The following is a 13,732-nucleotide window of genomic DNA, read 5'->3' as shown; positions in this document are numbered from 1 at the left end:
TGGGCGTGGGCCTACCGCGAGCCCCCGACGAGACACCCCGGAGAGGAGGTGCACCGTGTGCCGACGCGCCACGTGCCGCACCTGCAAGAAGATCACCCATGCCGGCTGCGGCCTGCACGTCGACCAGGTCCTGGCCGGAGTGCCCCGGGCCGACCGGTGCGACTGCCGCACGAGCGAGCGGTCCGGCGGATTCAGCTTCCGCAAGCTGTTCGGGCGCGGCTGACCCACCGCGGCCGCCCCCGGCCCTCCGCCACCCGGTCCCTCCGCCTCCGGGCGAGCCGGGCGCCGACCGGTCGGCGCCGCAGGCCGGGTCGGCGCAGGCCGCCTCAGCTCGGGTAGGGACTGCGCCGCGCCGCTCGACGAGGAGGACGTCGCGCCGGGGTTCACACCGTGACCTCGACGGCGAGGTCGGCGAGCAGGCCGCGTACGCGCCGCTCGATCTCGTCCCGGATCGGCCGGACCACGTCCACGCCCTGCCCCGCCGGATCCGCCAGGCTCCAGTCCAGGTACCGCTTGCCGGGGAGGTACGGGCAGGCGTCGCCGCAGCCCATGGTGATCACCACGTCGGAGCCCTGAACGGCCTCGACGGTCAGCACCTCGGGAGTCTCGGCGGAGATGTCGATCCCCACCTCGCGCATCGCCTCGACGACGGCCGGGTTCACCGCACCCGCCGGGGCGGAGCCCGCCGAGCGGACCAGCACGCGGTCCTGGCCGAGGTGGACGAGGAAGGCGGCGGCCATCTGCGAGCGGCCCGCGTTGTGGACGCAGACGAACAGCACGGACGGGGCGGACGGGACGGACGGGACGGCGGGGGTGCTCACGGCGGGCTCTTCCTGGTCAGGGGCGGATCGAGGGAGGGAGAGGTTCGGCGGGCAGCGACGGCGAGGTGCTGGTCACGCTCCGGGACGGCGACGTCCTCGGCCGCCGGGACAGGGCTGCCGAAGCAGGGGGCGACCAGCGCGCCCGTGCCGAGGACCTCGACGGCGATGCGGCGGCCCAGCGGAGCCGCCCCGGTCATCGGGCGCCCTCGGCGATCGCGGCCGGGGCTTCGAGCAGCGAGGACAGGCGGGCGAGCTGCACCGAGAGCGAGCAGGGCACCGAACCCGCCGCGGCCGCCGCCGGATGCTCCAGCGGCAGCTGAGAGCCGCGCGAACCGGCCGACCCGAAGCGGCCGGACGTACGGGAGCAGGACGCCTCCAGGCTCGCCGAGCGCGATGACGAAGGCGAGTACCGGGCACTGCTCTCCCTGGCCGCCGCCATAGCCGCGACGGCGGACCGCCTCCAGGCCGTCCAGCCACCCGAAGGGCCCGAGCCGTCCGAGCGGTCCGAGCAGTGGCGGACCTGATCCTCCGCCAGGTCCGCCGGCCGAGGACCGATCCCGCGCGGCCGGTCCGCCGCCCACCCCGACGGGCTGCCCGACCGGCCCAACGGAGCTGCTGCGACCCGTGGAGCGACATAGCCTGGACTCACAGCCGCGTTCGGGGCCGGCCGCACAGCGAGACCGTCCCCGGGATCCGAAGGAGTCCGCGATGAATGACCCCCTGGTCGTAGGCGTGGACTCGTCGGAATCAAGCCGTCACGCGCTCGACTGGGCCGCCGACGAGGCGTGGGAGCGCCACCGGCCCCTGCGCCTGGTGCACGCCTGGTTCGGTGAGACGTCGCGGGCGCCCGCCGGTCAGGAGGTCCGCGTCACCCGGGAGGCCGGTGAGCTGCTGCTCGTCTCGGCGCGCGACCACGCTCTCGGACGCCGGCCGGGTCTGACGGTCGACACCGAGCTCGTCGACGGCGGCGCCCGCGACGCCCTCACGGCGGCTTCGGAGCGGGCGGAGCTCCTGACCGTCGGTGCGCGAGGGTCCGGCGGCTTCGCCCGGCTCCTGCTGGGCTCGACCACGCTTCACGCCGCCGCCTACGCCGCCTGCCCGGTCGTCGTGGTGCGTCCGGACGCGGACGGTCCCGGCCGGGGTGGTGTGGTGGTCGGGATCCGGGGTGACGGCCACGACGATCCGGTCCTCGAATTCGCGCTGGAGTCGGCCCAGCGGCGCAACCTGCCGCTGCTCGCCCTGCACACCTGGGCCTATCCGCTGATCAGCGGCGCGGGTCACGAGCTGCCGCCGGTCTACGAGGAGGGGCACATCGCCGCCGAGCACGACCGGCTGCTCGCCGAGGTGCTCGCCGACCGGCGCGAGCGCTTCCCCGGGACCGTCGTCCGGGAGCGGTCGGTGCGGGCCTCGACGGCCAAGGAGCTGGTGGCCGCGTCGCGGGAGCACCAGCTGCTCGTGGTGGGTCGCCACGGCGAGCCGCACGGCCCGCTGGGCCGTCTGGGTTCGACGAGTCAGGCGGTCGTCCAGCACGCCGAGTGCCCGGTCGTCGTGGTGCCGACCGGCTGACGTCGGCACCGTCGGGCGGTCCGGGCACCCGGTCGGGCCCGGGCCGCCCGGCGCTGGGGTGCCTCCGGGCCTCCGGTCCTCCCGGTGTCACCCGGCCTCCGGGTCCTCCGGTGCCGTCCGCCGCTTCCGGGCCCCACGGACGGGGCGCGCCCCGCGTACTTGGAGCGACCACGGGAGCGAGTGGTCGGCTCCTGAAGTCCGTCGGGGGTTGATCAGGCGGCCGGGGCAGCGGAGGATTCCTGGTGTCGGTCGGTGAGCGTGTGTCGGTCGAGCCGGGCCGGCAGATCGTCCAGGGCGGAGGTGGTGAACTTCCACTGGCGGCGAGGACCGGACGAGCGCGATCGCATCCCGCTTCAACTCGGGATGGATTTCAGCTGCGGGGGTCTGCGGCACCCCCCGCCACGACGACCGGGCGGGATGGACGCATGCCGACCTTGCCGGAGTCGAGCAAGTCCCCTTCCGCGCCCAGAAGCTGACCACCCGCAGCTCCTGTCCCCGGCTCGCGGGCCGGGGCTTCCGTCACCGCGGCGGTTCGCCTGTGCCGACGGCGAACTGGCTGACGGACAGAGCGTCGGTCCCCGCCAGGGCTGCGGTCTCTGCACGACCCGGACGCCCCCGAGGACACCGACGACGGGAGTTCGGATGGGCGCGAGGGGGTCAGGAGGCCGGCACGGCCAAGTAGTCGCCGTGCTCCAGGTCATCGAGAAGTGTCGGATGGGTGGGAGACCAGCCGAGCAGATCCTGTGTGTGAGCACTGGAGACGGGCGCGTCGAAGCCGTAGACCCTGGCCATGAACGGGCTGGCGTAGTGCCCGGCGGCCTCGTCGGGGGTCAGCGAGACGGTCGGTAGGTCCAGGCCCCGGGCGATGGTCCGCGCGATGCTCCTCATGGTGACGCCGCTTTCGGCGACACCGTGCAGCACGCTGCCCGCGGGGGCCTGCTCCAGGGCCAGGCGGAACAGGACCGCGGCGTCGAGCCGGTGCACGGCGGGCCACCGGTTGGCGCCGTCGCCGACATAGGCCGAGACGCCGGTCTTTCGTGCGGTGGCGATGAGCATGGGGATGAAGCCGTGGTCTTCGGGACCGTGGACGGTGGGAGCGAGCCGGATCACGCTCGCTCGTACTCCCCGGGCGGCGAAGTCCAGACATGCTCGCTCACCCGCGATGCGGAAGGCGGCGATCCCGGCCGCGTCGGGTTCGTCCTGCTCGGTGGTCTCCCGGCCGGCGGGCATGACCAGCGTGCCCGAGGTGACGACGAGCGGCTTGCCCGAGAGTTCCAACGGCCGGCCGAGGGCCTCGATAGCGCTCCGGTCGCGCCTCATCATGTCGTCGAGGTCGGAGAAGTCCCCGCCGTAGGCCATGTGCAGGACGCCGTCGGCGGCTTCGGCACCACGGCGCAGGCTGTCGTGGTCGTCCAGGGAGCCGCGGTGCGGCGCGGCGCCCAGCGACTCCAGTCGGGCGGCGGCGGCATCCGAGCGCGCCAGAGCAGTGACGTCGTGGCCGGCCGCGACGAGCTCGGCGACCACGGCAGGGCCGGTCTGGCCAGAACCACCAGTGACGAAGATATGCATGGAACGCTCTCTCTGTGGGTGTGTGCACCGGGGCCGATGCGGGTGAGGCGGGAATGGCCTGCCTTCGAGGGCGGAGACCTTGATCGCCGCCACGGCGGTCGGACCGAAAGCTCGCCGTTGACGACAGCCGCTGGCGGTGCGTAGTGCCAGTCGCTGGCGCTACGTAGTGCCAGTCGCTGACTTTACGTAGCGCCAGTCACTGGCGTCAAGCAGTGTCAGTCACTGGCGTATGCGGTATCCTCGAGAGATGCCACGAAGCGGAACAGAAGCGCGCCACCGCCTTCGGCAGGCGGCTCTGGAGCTGTACCGCGAGCGCGGGTTCGATCAGACCACCACCGCTGAGATCGCCGCCCGGGCCGGCGTCAACGAGCGCACGTTCTTCCGGCACTTCCCGGACAAGCGCGAGGTCCTCTTCGACGGCGAGGCCGACCTGCGCCTCGCGCTGATCCAGGAGGTCGCCGACGCCCCCGATGGCCTTCAGCCACTCGGCATTCTGCTGTGCGCCTTCCGGAAGGCCGGACGAATCCTTGAGGACAACCGCCCGTTCTCCGAGCCACGGCTGGCGGTCATTGCCGAAACCCCAGCCCTGCGCGAACGCGACCTGGCCAAGGCAGCGGCCCTCACCGAAGCCCTGGCGGAAGCCCTCCGTCAGCGCGATGTCCCTGACCGGCTGGCCGGCCTGGCCGCACAAACCGGCTGGGCCACCTTCCACCACGCCGCCCAAGCCTGGATCGACGACCCCTCACGGAGCTTGGACGCACATCTCCTCCAAGCCTTCGACGACCTTCACGCCCTCTGCGCGACCGTCCCACCGGAGCAGGCGCGGCCTGAAAGCTGATGCCGCTCCGCCTGCGAGCACCTATCGCCGCGAGCAAGGGGGTTCCCAGACCTCGACGAAAGCGGGAACCCCCGCCGGCCCCCGGGGCTTCACCCTCCACCTCGCCGGTAACCACGGGTACGAAGCACCATCCCCCCACGGTCAGCTTCGCCGGCGGCCCCGAGGAAGCGCTGGTCTGCACCCGCAGCCTCAACTCGCCATCCCCGACATCCGGCCAACCCCGTGCCAACCCCGGCTCCGGACTCAACCCCCGAAGGACTTCCCGAGCCGACCACCGAGGGAGCGGCCACGGCGGCCGGAACACCCTGCTGACGGGACGTCACGAGGGGCGATGGCGGCGGTGATGACCCACCGGACCGACCGTGAGGCGCTGGAGACGGGGGTCGCGCTCGTCGAGGACGCCCGGGGGCTGGACGACGCGGTGGCGGTGGACGTGTGCCTCGCCGACGCCTCCCGCGCGGATCAGGGCCTGATGGCCGCCCACGCCGGCGCGGCGACCGAGGCCGGTGCGGGAACCGTGATCCTGGCGGACTCCGTCGGCGACCAGCTCCCCGCGGAGGCCGGGGCGATGTTCGCCCGGGTACGGGGCGATGCCGGCGAGGAGGTGGTCCTGGCCTCCCGCGCGCACAACGACCTGGGCCTGGGGCTGGCCAACACCCTGGAGGCCGTCCGGGCCGGCGTGCGGGGTGCCGTTGAGCGTGACGACGCCGATCGTGGGCACCGGCGTCGGTACGATCTCCACGGGCACGCCGTTCGTCCGACCCGGGCTGTTCCAGCCCTACGGTCCCCGGGAGGTGCTGGGGATCGAGCCGGAGGTGCCGCTCACCCAGCCGGCCGGCGCCCGGGTGGTGACGGCGGCGGCCGCCCGCCTCGGCCACCGGCTCGACCGCGCGCAGGCACGGGCGGCGATGGGCTGGGTCAAGCAGCAGGACTACCGCTCGGGCCGGGCGGTCGTCGACGACCGTGTGTTCGCCGGCGACCTCGACGGCCTGCGCGCCGCGACGACGGAAGGCTCCCGATGAACCCCGCTCCCGGCACCGTCGACCCCGACGGCGCCCGGCGCACCCTGCGGGGCGGGGGCGCCGTGGTGCTGCCCAACCCGGCGCCCCTGACCCACACCGTCGCCGCGACCGTCCCGCGGGCGGTCAACACCGCGAAGGGCCGGCCCGCCGGTCAGGCCGTCGCCCTGTGGGCCCACCACCGCGACACCCTCACGGCGCTCGACGACGCCCTCGACCTCGACACCAGCCTGACGGCCCTGGCACGCCGGCTGCTGGCCGAGGAACGGGTGACCCTGCTGGTGCCCCTGCGCGTGGACGCGAATCGGCCCGACTGGCTGGCACCGGCGAGCCGGGACGGCTGGGCCCTGCTGTTCGGCGCCCGGTGGGAGCCCCTGCTGCCCGTCCTCGACGCCTTCCCGGTCCTGTACGTGAGCAGTGCCAACCGCACCGGTCACCCGCCGGCCGCCACCGCGGCGCAGGCCGTGGCGATGTTCGCGCCCGCAACGCCCGTCCTGGCCCTGGACCACGCCCCGGCGGCGGCCGACGGGCCCGCCGAGGAGCCCCGCGCGGCGACCACCACGCTGCGCCTGCACACCGACGGACGGGTCGAGCTGCACCGCACCGGCGCGCACGACCGGCCCTTCCCGGCCCCCGAGCGGTATCTCGACCACGTCCAGCGGCTGTACGGGATCCGGGGCCGGTAGGCCCGCCGACCGCCCCGCCGCGCGGCGTCGGAGGATCCCGGCCGGTGCGGCGCCGATGCAGCGCCGGTGCGGGGCCGATGCAGCGCCGGTGCGGGGCCGCGCGCTCAGCCCGTCGGCGGCCGCGCGGTGCTCTCGCGGTTCTGGAGGCGGGTGGCCAACTCGACCCGGGGGAGGTCGGCCTCCCCGCCGTCGATCACCCGCAGCAGCGTCCGGGCGGCCATCGCGGCCGTCTCCTGGAGGGGCCGGCGGGCGGTGGTGAGGGTGGGATTGCTCCACCGGGCGACGGGTACGTCGTCGAAGCCGACCACGCTGATGTCCTCCGGAGTGCGCAGTCCGCGCTCGCGCAGCGCGGTGTGGGCACCGAAGACCTGGAGGTCGCCGCCGGCGTGAGCGGCGGCCGGGCGGGTGACCGACGCCGCCCTCGGTCGGGCCGGGCCGGTCACGGCCGTCCCGTGTCGAGTGCGAGCAGGGCGTTCTCGACCACCTCCGTCAGTGCGGGGTGGATCCACAGGGGCACCTCCGCGACCTCACGGGCGGTCATCCCGGTGGCCATCGCGAGGACCAGGGGTTGGACGAGGGTGGCGGCCTGCGGTCCGAACAGATGGGCGCCGAGCAGCCGTCCCGTGGACCGCTCCGCGAGGATCTTGCAGAAGCCCCGGGTGTCCTCGATCGCCCAGCCGTACGCCACGTCCTCGTAGCGGTGGACGGCCACGGCGTAGTCCAGCCCCTGGTCGCGGGCATCCTGCTCGGTGAGGCCGACCTGGGCGATCTGCGGCCGGGTGAAGACCGCGGAGGGCACCGCGTCGTACGACATCGTGCGCGGCGCCTCGGGGTGCAGCAGATTGTGGGCGACCACCTCGGCCTCCCGGTTGGCGACGTGCTTGAGCGGCACGCCGGTCGACACGTCGCCGATCGCCCAGACGCCGTCCGCGCTGGTGCGCAGCTGCTCGTCCACCCGGATCGGTCCGTCCTCGTCGTGGGCGATGCCGGCCTTCGCCAGGTCGAGGCGGTCGGTGTTGGGCCGACGGCCGACCGCGACCAGCAGGGTGTCGCCCTCCACCACCGCGCCGTCGTCCAACACCAGGCGCAGCGCACCCGGGACGCCCTCCAGCCGCGTCGCCGCGCGGCCCAGCCGCAGGTCGTAGCGGGAGCGGACGAGGTCGGTGTACGCGGCGGAGACCGCTTCGTCCTGCTGGGCGAGCAGTCGCTCGTGCTGTTCGACGATCGTGATCCGACTGCCCACGGCGTGGAAGACGTGGGCGAGTTCGGCCGCGATGTAGCCGCCGCCGAGGACCAGCAGCCGCTCGGGGGGCGCCGCGATCCGCATGACGGTGTCGGAGGTCTCGTAGGGCAGACCGGATTCGGCGACGACCGGTGGGACGGTCGGCCGGCCGCCCGCCGCGACGACGATCCGGTCGGCCTCGACCTCCACCGGGCCGTCCGCGGTCTCGACGCGCAACCGCCGTTCGCCGGTGAAGCGGGCCCGCCCCCGGTGGACGGTCACGAACGGGGAGGCCCGGCGCCCCTCCTCGCCCTGCCGGGAGTCGGCGTCGAGCCGGCCGAAGATCCGCCGCTGGACGTCGGACCAGCGCACCCGCCGGAGGACGGCGTCCACGTCGTGCCGGCCCGCCTCGCAGACGGCGTCGGCCACGTCGGCGGTCGCCACGAGCATCTTGCTGGGGATGCAGCCCGCGTTCAGGCACGTCCCGCCGAAGGGGCCCTCGGAGATCACCGCGACGTCCAGATGAGCGAAGCGGTCGTCGATGAGCGCGTTTCCCGTACCGGCGCCGATGACGACCAGATCGTGACGATGCATGAGCGGAGGGTATCCGTCCTACGGGCGATCGTGTCCGCTGGTTCGGACACGCCTGCGCGGGTGTCGAAGGTGCACGGCGTACGGCGGCCCGTGTCCGACGTGCGGGCCGCCGAAGCGGTGGAAGCGCCGGACCCACCGGGAACGTCCCCGGCCCCGCGACGGGGCCGAGGACTCCAGAGGTGCCGAGGGCCCGGTGCGCCCCGGTGCGCCCCCTGGGCGGGGGCCGCCGCGGGGTGTCAGAGCAACGACCCGGCCTCCTCCTCGCAGTCCTGCAGCTCACAACCCTGCGGCGGAATGTCCTCACGGGCGCTTCGGCGGAACCACACCAGCGCCCCGATCACGGCGGCCGCCGCCACCACCGCAACGACCCTGCCGCCGACGGCCCCGCGCCGACGGCGGCGATGCGGGATCACGGTCGCCGCCGTGTCCCGTACCCGCCGAACGCCCGAGTCGGCTGCCCCGGCGACGACCTCCTCGGCCCTCCCCGCCAGGTCGGTGGCGACGTCGACGGCGCGGTGGGCGGCCTGCCGTGTGCGGTCGGCGGCCGTCGCCGCCACCGCGACCGCGGGGTCGACGGCCTGCCGGGCCCCGTGGGCGACCTCGACGGCTCGTTCACGCACCACCTCCGCACCGCGCGCCACCGCGTGCGCCGCGTCCGCACCCGTCGTGCTCCTGCTGCCCATGTGCTGCCTCCCCAAGCCGGTCCCGTGTCTGCCGAAGGGCCGTCTACCCGGAAATCCGCCTCCCACGGGGTCGACCTGGTCCGGCCCGTACCTGGGCCGTGGCCTGGGCCTGGGCCCGCCGGGATCCGGTCGTGCGCTCCTCCCGTCAGGGCTCCTCCGGCGGCCCCGGCCGGGGCCCCGCCACCAGAAGCCGGCCGACCAGTGCGCCCGCGTAGACGGTGTAACCGACGCCGATCAGCCAGGACTGCACCACCACGACGGTGCCGACCGCCCCGTAGGAGACCGCGTTGGACACGATCAGCGGCGCGAACACCAGCTCCGAGAACAGCCGGAGGCCGGCGAAGGCGGCCACCGTCGCCAGCGCGCCGGGCAGCAGCCGGACCCAGGGCACACGCGCCGCCAGCAGTAGGTGCGGCAGCCAGCTGAAGTAGAGCACGCCGCAGCAGACGCCCAGCAGGACGCGAGGCGTGGCCGAGGCCGTCACCCCCAGCCAGGGCGACCCTCGCCAGGTGCTCAGCAGGATCAGGGCGATCAGTCCCGCCAGACCGACCGCCTGGCGCCAGAGGCTGTGCCAGGCACCCGGGGGCAGGTGCCAGATCATCTCGTACGCCTTCTGGACCGCCGCCATCAGCGAGAGGCCGAACGCGGCGAGGCCCGCCAGGCCCAGCGCGGTGACGGTGCTCAGCACGTCGTGGCGGGAGGCGAACAGCTCGCCCACGGCGCCGGCCGACCTGCCGGACACTCCCAGCCCGTCCGTGATCCAGTCCGCGATTCCGCTCCCGCGCGCGGGCAGCGCCGCCGCGATGACGATCAGGAGCGGAACGAGGGTGACGAAGAACAGGCCGGCGAACGCCATCGACCGGTGCAGCAGTTCGAGGTCCCGGCCCTCGCGGACCACGTCCACCAGCAGGGCCCGGGCCTGCCTGCCCCTCCTGCCGAGCCGGCCCGCCCGGTGCTCACCCCGTCCGGCCGCCACCGCGGTGCTCCTTTCGGGCGGCGCCTTCGCGGCGCAGCCCGGCGGCAGGATCCGGTCCGGGGGCGGGACCCTCCCGTCTCGGCGACCGATCGCCGCGCTGCCGAATCCGGTCCCGACGACCGGCGGCCGGCGCCGCTCGCGGCACCGGCAGTCGGGGCCTCGGCAGTCGGGGCATCCGCACCGGGGGCGTCGGCACTGAAGGCTTCTGCACCGGGGACGTCGGCGCTCGGCCCACCGGTCCGAATCCGGTTCACCAGTAGTGGCGGCGCCCGCCGACCTCGTGGCCGACCGCGCCGAGGATCCAGAGGATCAGGCCGACGACGACCAGCACCGCGCCGATCGACCAGAGAAAGCCGAGACCGGTGATGATGCCGATCACGAGAAGGATCACACCCAGAACGATCATGTCGCGCTCCCTGACCTCAGCCCCCCTCCATCGGCTTCTGCCCCGGATGCGGGTTTCCAACCGCCGGGGGCCGAGGCCCCGGCCGGGGCCCGACCGGGGGCCGCTCCGTCCGACCTGGCCGCCCGTCAGCGCGTCGGTCGACCCGCACACCGGCCTGCACAGGGGACGGCCGGGGACGGCCGGGGGTCAGGACACCGGGCTGGTCGCGTGGCGGAGCCGGCGGGCTCAGGCGAGACACGGCCAGAGGCGGCCCGGGGCGGCGCGCGGCCGCGGCGCCCGCGCGCCCGCGGCGAGGTCGTGGGCGCGCTCCTCCCCGGTGAATCCGGCGGGCCCGTTGAACACGGCGGCCCCGGCGGCCCCGGCGGGTTCCTGCGCCGGGACACGGCCCGGGCGGCCGTGCTGAACACCGGTCCGCCGATCGCCGGGCCGGGCCCGGGGCTTGGTCGGGCCACGGTGGTGTGCCCGGGCGTGCGCGGCTCCGCCGCCGCCGAGCCGTCCGGCCGCAGCCGGACCGGTGTCGGGCGCGGCCGCCCGGTCGTGGAATTCGTCCTGCCACAGCCCGGACACGTCCAGCACGCTGGACAGCTGCGAGGCGAGGGAGTCCCAGCACCGCTGGTCGGCCAACTGCCGGGCGGCGAGCAGGCAGGCGTGCTCGGCCCGGAACCACGACCTGGCGGCGCTCCGGTCGGCCAACGGCTGCGGGGCCACACCGGCCGGCGGCGGTCCGAGCTCCGCCAGGTGAGGCCGGTGCGGGTGGAGCAACCGGTGGCCGGCGTGGGCCGTCCGCAGGTAGAAGTCCAGCACCCGCCGCAGTGCCCGCCCGGAGCGCCCCTCCTCGTCCGGGCACTCGGCCGCGTACAGGCGGATCAGCTCGTTCATGCGGTACCGCCCCGGTGCGTGCTGCCGTACCAGGTGCAGTGCCTCCAACTCGCGCAGGGCTGCCCGGGTCGCCGCCGGCGGGCGGCCGAGCAGGCTCGCGGCGGCGGCGAGCCCGATCTCCGGGGCGGGCGCCGCCCCGAGGAACCGGAAGACCTCGGCGCCCCGCTCGGTGAGGGACCGGTACGAGGTCTGACAGGCGGTCCGTACGTCGGCCGACGGGCCACCCGCGGCCAGCGCGTCCAACCGGGCCGACTCGTCGCGGAGTTCCCCCGCCAGCGCCGACAGGGGCAGCCCGGCCCCGGTTCGCGCGCGGGCGCCCGCGACGCCGATCGCCAGTGGCAGGCCCGCGCAGTGCTCCAGCACGGCGGCCACCCACTCGGGGTTGGTGCGGAGCCTTTCCTCCCCCAGATGGCGGCGGAGCAGATCCCGGGACTCGGTGGGGGTGAACTCCTCCAGAGACAGGAGGTGCGCCCCATGGGTGACGGCGAGCCCGGTCAGCCACCGGCGGCTGGTCACCAGGACGGCGGATCCGGCGCCGCCCGGCAGCAGCGCCGCCACCTGCTCGGCGTCCGCGGCGTCGTCCAGCACGATCAGCACCCGCCGGTCCGCGAGCAGAGTCCGGTAGAGCCCGGTCAGCGCCTGCTGGTCAGCCGGCGCCGATCCCGGATCCACGCCGAGCGCGCCGACGAGCAGCCGGAGCGCGGCGGACGGCGCCAGCGGCCCGCCGGCCGGGGCGAAGCCGCGAAGATCCAGGTAGAGCTGCCCCTGCGGGAACCGGTGCGCGTTGCGATGGGCCCAGTGCAGGGCCAGCGAGGTCTTTCCGACCCCGCCGGCGCCGCCGACCGCGCACACCGCGATCGGACCACCGGCCCGCGCGCCCGGCGCCAGGGCCCGGTCGAGTACCGCGAGTTCTTCTCCTCGTCCGGTGAACCACGCTGCGGTGGGGGGTAGTTGACGCGGGACGACGGCCTCCCGCAGGGCCCCCGGCCGGATGGCGGGCCGGTCGACCGTCACGGCGCGCTCGCCCGCGTCGCCGATCGGGGCGGCGGCGCCCTCCCCCGAGGCGTCACCACTCGGGGCGGCTGCGCCCTCCGACGGACGGCCCGGAGCGCCGCTCGCGGTGGGTGCGCCGGCGCTCGCGACCGGGCCGCGGGACTCCGGGGCCCCGGCGGTCGCCGACCTCGAAGGAGCGCTGTCGGGCGCGCCGATCGCCGGATCTCCGGCAAGGATCTGCCCGTGCAACCGGCGCAGGTCGTGGCCCGGGTCGCCGCCCACCTCCGTCGCGAGCGCCCTGCGGACCCGCTCGAAGCAGCGCAGGGCGTCGGCGGTCCGCCCGCTCCGGTGGAGCGCCAGGACGAACTGGGCGGCCAGGCGCTCGTCCAGCGGGCGTGCCTCGTGGCAGGCGGCCAGCTCGGCCAGCAGCGCGGTGTGGCGCCCGCGGCGCAACTGGAGGTCGTGGCGGTCGAGTCGGCAGGCGTGGCGCTGCTCGTACAGCGTCTCCCGCACGGAGTTGAACCAGGGCGTGTCGACCCCGGCGAAGGGTTCGCCCCGCCACAACCCGAGCGCCCGGTCGTACAGGGGGAGGGCGAGGTCGTCGTCCGCCACCCGTGCTCGTGCGACCAGGTCGCGGAAGTGCGGCACGTCCACGACGTCCGCGTCGGCGACCAGCGCGTACCCGCCGGGGCGCCGCGCGATGGACGGCCGCCGGATCGGCACCGTACCGGCCGGGACGCCCTCCGCCCCCGCGTCCAGCGCCTGCCGGAGCCGGGACAGGTAGCTGTACAGCGCGGGCCCGGGCCGTGCCGGCGCCCGGGCGCCCCACACCCGGTCGGCCAGTCCCTCCACCGGCACCGTGCGGTTGACGTCCATCAACAGGGCCGCGAGCACGGTGCGCTGGCGCGCCGGACCGAGCTCGACCGGGCCGCCGTCCCGATGCGCCCGGATCTCACCGAGCACCGCGAACCTGATCGTCACCGCGTCTCCCACCCTGTGGCGCCCGGGCCCGGCTCATGCCGTCCCACCAGCAGATTCCAGGTCCGATCAAGGTTTCCGCAAGCACGGTCGCGCAATCTTGCCCTGTCGCTTGCACCGGTGTGCCCGTCCGGTCCGCGGCACGCACCGTCGGAGCCCCACGAAGGCTCCGTCCGAAACCCAGCCCGACCCGAAGATTGGACCGTCATGCGTCAGTGGCTCCAGAACCTCTCCGACACCCTGGTCGACCGCTTCGTCCCGAAGGCGGAGGCCGCCGCGGCGACCAACTGCTGGACCGACACCATCTGCGGCTACACCGGCGCCTCGCCGGTCTGCGGTTCCTCCGGGCACCGCTACACGCAGACCATCACGACCTGCTCGGACGGCACCGTCACGTACGGCGCGTTCCGCTGCGGCTGCTGATCAACGCCCGGGCCGACCGGGCCGGTTGACCGATCGACGCTCCGGCGGGGTGCGCGGGCACCGCACCCCGCCGGCCCGT

16 protein-coding genes and 1 pseudogene are annotated in these 13,732 nt (G+C 75.0%); 7 read left to right on the top strand and 10 right to left on the bottom strand.

Annotated features, from left to right (window positions below; all coding sequences use genetic code 11):
- Nucleotides 1-55 precede the first annotated feature (55 nt).
- Nucleotides 56-223 (top strand): hypothetical protein, encoded by a 168-nt coding sequence (locus OG823_RS30510; protein WP_371483344.1) that lies wholly within the window; start codon nucleotides 56-58, stop codon nucleotides 221-223.
- Between the two features lie 160 nt (nucleotides 224-383).
- On the opposite strand, the gene OG823_RS30505 is transcribed toward OG823_RS30510, so the two are convergent.
- Genes OG823_RS30505 through OG823_RS30495 form a run of 3 tightly spaced genes read right to left on the bottom strand, consistent with a single transcriptional unit; the run spans nucleotide 384 to nucleotide 1,260 of the window.
- Entirely contained in the window at nucleotides 384-821 is a 438-nt protein-coding gene (locus tag OG823_RS30505) for an arsenate reductase ArsC (RefSeq protein WP_371483343.1), read from the bottom strand.
- Nucleotides 818-1,018, bottom strand: a complete 201-nt coding sequence (locus tag OG823_RS30500) for a hypothetical protein (RefSeq protein WP_371483342.1) — start codon at nucleotides 1,016-1,018, stop codon at nucleotides 818-820. Before OG823_RS30500 ends, OG823_RS30505 begins: the two co-directional genes overlap by 4 nt.
- Nucleotides 1,015-1,260, bottom strand: coding sequence for a hypothetical protein (locus OG823_RS30495; RefSeq protein ID WP_371483341.1), 246 nt, complete (start codon nucleotides 1,258-1,260; stop codon nucleotides 1,015-1,017). The genes OG823_RS30500 and OG823_RS30495 overlap by 4 nt, the downstream gene beginning before the upstream one ends.
- 269 nt (nucleotides 1,261-1,529) lie before the next feature.
- On the opposite strand from OG823_RS30495, the gene OG823_RS30490 reads away from it, so the two are divergent.
- On the top strand, nucleotides 1,530-2,387 hold the full coding sequence (locus OG823_RS30490; RefSeq protein ID WP_371483339.1) for a universal stress protein: 858 nt from the start codon (nucleotides 1,530-1,532) through the stop codon (nucleotides 2,385-2,387).
- 657 nt (nucleotides 2,388-3,044) lie between these two features.
- Here the strand turns inward: OG823_RS30490 and OG823_RS30485 are convergent.
- Nucleotides 3,045-3,956 carry an SDR family oxidoreductase gene (locus OG823_RS30485; protein ID WP_371483337.1) on the bottom strand — a complete coding sequence of 304 codons (912 nt, stop codon included), beginning with the start codon at nucleotides 3,954-3,956 and terminating at the stop codon, nucleotides 3,045-3,047.
- Between the two features lie 247 nt (nucleotides 3,957-4,203).
- Between OG823_RS30485 and OG823_RS30480 the strand changes: the two genes are divergently transcribed.
- From OG823_RS30480 to OG823_RS30465, 4 genes and pseudogenes are all read left to right on the top strand, one after another.
- Nucleotides 4,204-4,794, top strand: coding sequence for a TetR family transcriptional regulator (locus OG823_RS30480; protein ID WP_371483336.1), 591 nt, complete (start codon nucleotides 4,204-4,206; stop codon nucleotides 4,792-4,794).
- A gap of 331 nt (nucleotides 4,795-5,125) precedes the next feature.
- Nucleotides 5,126-5,419, top strand: a pseudogene (locus tag OG823_RS30475) (2-isopropylmalate synthase); the annotation flags it as partial.
- A gap of 73 nt (nucleotides 5,420-5,492) precedes the next feature.
- The gene (locus tag OG823_RS30470) at nucleotides 5,493-5,816 is read left to right on the top strand and encodes a hypothetical protein (RefSeq protein ID WP_371484763.1); all 324 of its coding nucleotides are present in this window, start codon (nucleotides 5,493-5,495) and stop codon (nucleotides 5,814-5,816) included.
- Nucleotides 5,813-6,499: a hypothetical protein gene (locus OG823_RS30465; protein WP_371484714.1), complete on the top strand. Its 687-nt coding sequence runs from the start codon at nucleotides 5,813-5,815 to the stop codon at nucleotides 6,497-6,499. Before OG823_RS30470 ends, OG823_RS30465 begins: the two co-directional genes overlap by 4 nt.
- 104 nt (nucleotides 6,500-6,603) lie before the next feature.
- On the opposite strand, the gene OG823_RS30460 is transcribed toward OG823_RS30465, so the two are convergent.
- The 6 genes from OG823_RS30460 to OG823_RS30435 all read right to left on the bottom strand — a co-directional run bounded on the left by OG823_RS30460 (nucleotide 6,604) and on the right by OG823_RS30435 (nucleotide 13,233).
- Nucleotides 6,604-6,942, bottom strand: coding sequence for a substrate-binding domain-containing protein (locus OG823_RS30460; protein ID WP_371483335.1), 339 nt, complete (start codon nucleotides 6,940-6,942; stop codon nucleotides 6,604-6,606).
- Nucleotides 6,939-8,315 carry a mycothione reductase gene (locus OG823_RS30455; protein ID WP_371483334.1) on the bottom strand — a complete coding sequence of 459 codons (1,377 nt, stop codon included), beginning with the start codon at nucleotides 8,313-8,315 and terminating at the stop codon, nucleotides 6,939-6,941. The genes OG823_RS30460 and OG823_RS30455 overlap by 4 nt, the downstream gene beginning before the upstream one ends.
- A 236-nt stretch (nucleotides 8,316-8,551) precedes the next feature.
- Nucleotides 8,552-8,998, bottom strand: a complete 447-nt coding sequence (locus OG823_RS30450; RefSeq protein ID WP_371483333.1) for a hypothetical protein — start codon at nucleotides 8,996-8,998, stop codon at nucleotides 8,552-8,554.
- 145 nt (nucleotides 8,999-9,143) lie between these two features.
- The gene (locus OG823_RS30445; RefSeq protein ID WP_371483332.1) at nucleotides 9,144-9,974 is read right to left on the bottom strand and encodes a YhjD/YihY/BrkB family envelope integrity protein; all 831 of its coding nucleotides are present in this window, start codon (nucleotides 9,972-9,974) and stop codon (nucleotides 9,144-9,146) included.
- 250 nt (nucleotides 9,975-10,224) lie between these two features.
- Nucleotides 10,225-10,380: a DUF6131 family protein gene (locus tag OG823_RS30440; RefSeq protein ID WP_371483331.1), complete on the bottom strand. Its 156-nt coding sequence runs from the start codon at nucleotides 10,378-10,380 to the stop codon at nucleotides 10,225-10,227.
- Nucleotides 10,381-10,605: 225 nt separating this feature from the next.
- Nucleotides 10,606-13,233 (bottom strand): BTAD domain-containing putative transcriptional regulator, encoded by a 2,628-nt coding sequence (locus OG823_RS30435; protein WP_371483330.1) that lies wholly within the window; start codon nucleotides 13,231-13,233, stop codon nucleotides 10,606-10,608.
- A 204-nt stretch (nucleotides 13,234-13,437) separates the two neighbouring features.
- Here OG823_RS30435 and OG823_RS30430 point away from each other — a divergent pair, with 204 nt between their 5' ends.
- The gene (locus OG823_RS30430) at nucleotides 13,438-13,653 is read left to right on the top strand and encodes a hypothetical protein (RefSeq protein ID WP_371483329.1); all 216 of its coding nucleotides are present in this window, start codon (nucleotides 13,438-13,440) and stop codon (nucleotides 13,651-13,653) included.
- The last annotated feature ends 79 nt before the right edge of the window (nucleotides 13,654-13,732 follow it).

It is taken from the genome of Kitasatospora sp. NBC_00315, from assembly GCF_041435095.1.
In the GTDB taxonomy this organism is placed as follows: domain Bacteria; phylum Actinomycetota; class Actinomycetes; order Streptomycetales; family Streptomycetaceae; genus Kitasatospora.
The sequence above is the reverse complement of the archived record's forward strand: the minus strand, read 5'-3'. Positions and strand labels throughout refer to the sequence as shown.

Coding starts and splice junctions, on each gene's coding strand:
- OG823_RS30480 (WP_371483336.1), top strand. CDS start 4,204: ATGCCACGAAGCGGAACAGAAGCGCGCCACCGCCTTCGGCAGGCGGCT.
- OG823_RS30500 (WP_371483342.1), bottom strand. CDS start 1,018: ATGACCGGGGCGGCTCCGCTGGGCCGCCGCATCGCCGTCGAGGTCCTC.
- OG823_RS30490 (WP_371483339.1), top strand. CDS start 1,530: ATGAATGACCCCCTGGTCGTAGGCGTGGACTCGTCGGAATCAAGCCGT.
- OG823_RS30465 (WP_371484714.1), top strand. CDS start 5,813: ATGAACCCCGCTCCCGGCACCGTCGACCCCGACGGCGCCCGGCGCACC.
- OG823_RS30450 (WP_371483333.1), bottom strand. CDS start 8,998: ATGGGCAGCAGGAGCACGACGGGTGCGGACGCGGCGCACGCGGTGGCG.
- OG823_RS30430 (WP_371483329.1), top strand. CDS start 13,438: ATGCGTCAGTGGCTCCAGAACCTCTCCGACACCCTGGTCGACCGCTTC.
- OG823_RS30495 (WP_371483341.1), bottom strand. CDS start 1,260: ATGGCGGCGGCCAGGGAGAGCAGTGCCCGGTACTCGCCTTCGTCATCG.
- OG823_RS30455 (WP_371483334.1), bottom strand. CDS start 8,315: ATGCATCGTCACGATCTGGTCGTCATCGGCGCCGGTACGGGAAACGCG.
- OG823_RS30440 (WP_371483331.1), bottom strand. CDS start 10,380: ATGATCGTTCTGGGTGTGATCCTTCTCGTGATCGGCATCATCACCGGT.
- OG823_RS30485 (WP_371483337.1), bottom strand. CDS start 3,956: ATGCATATCTTCGTCACTGGTGGTTCTGGCCAGACCGGCCCTGCCGTG.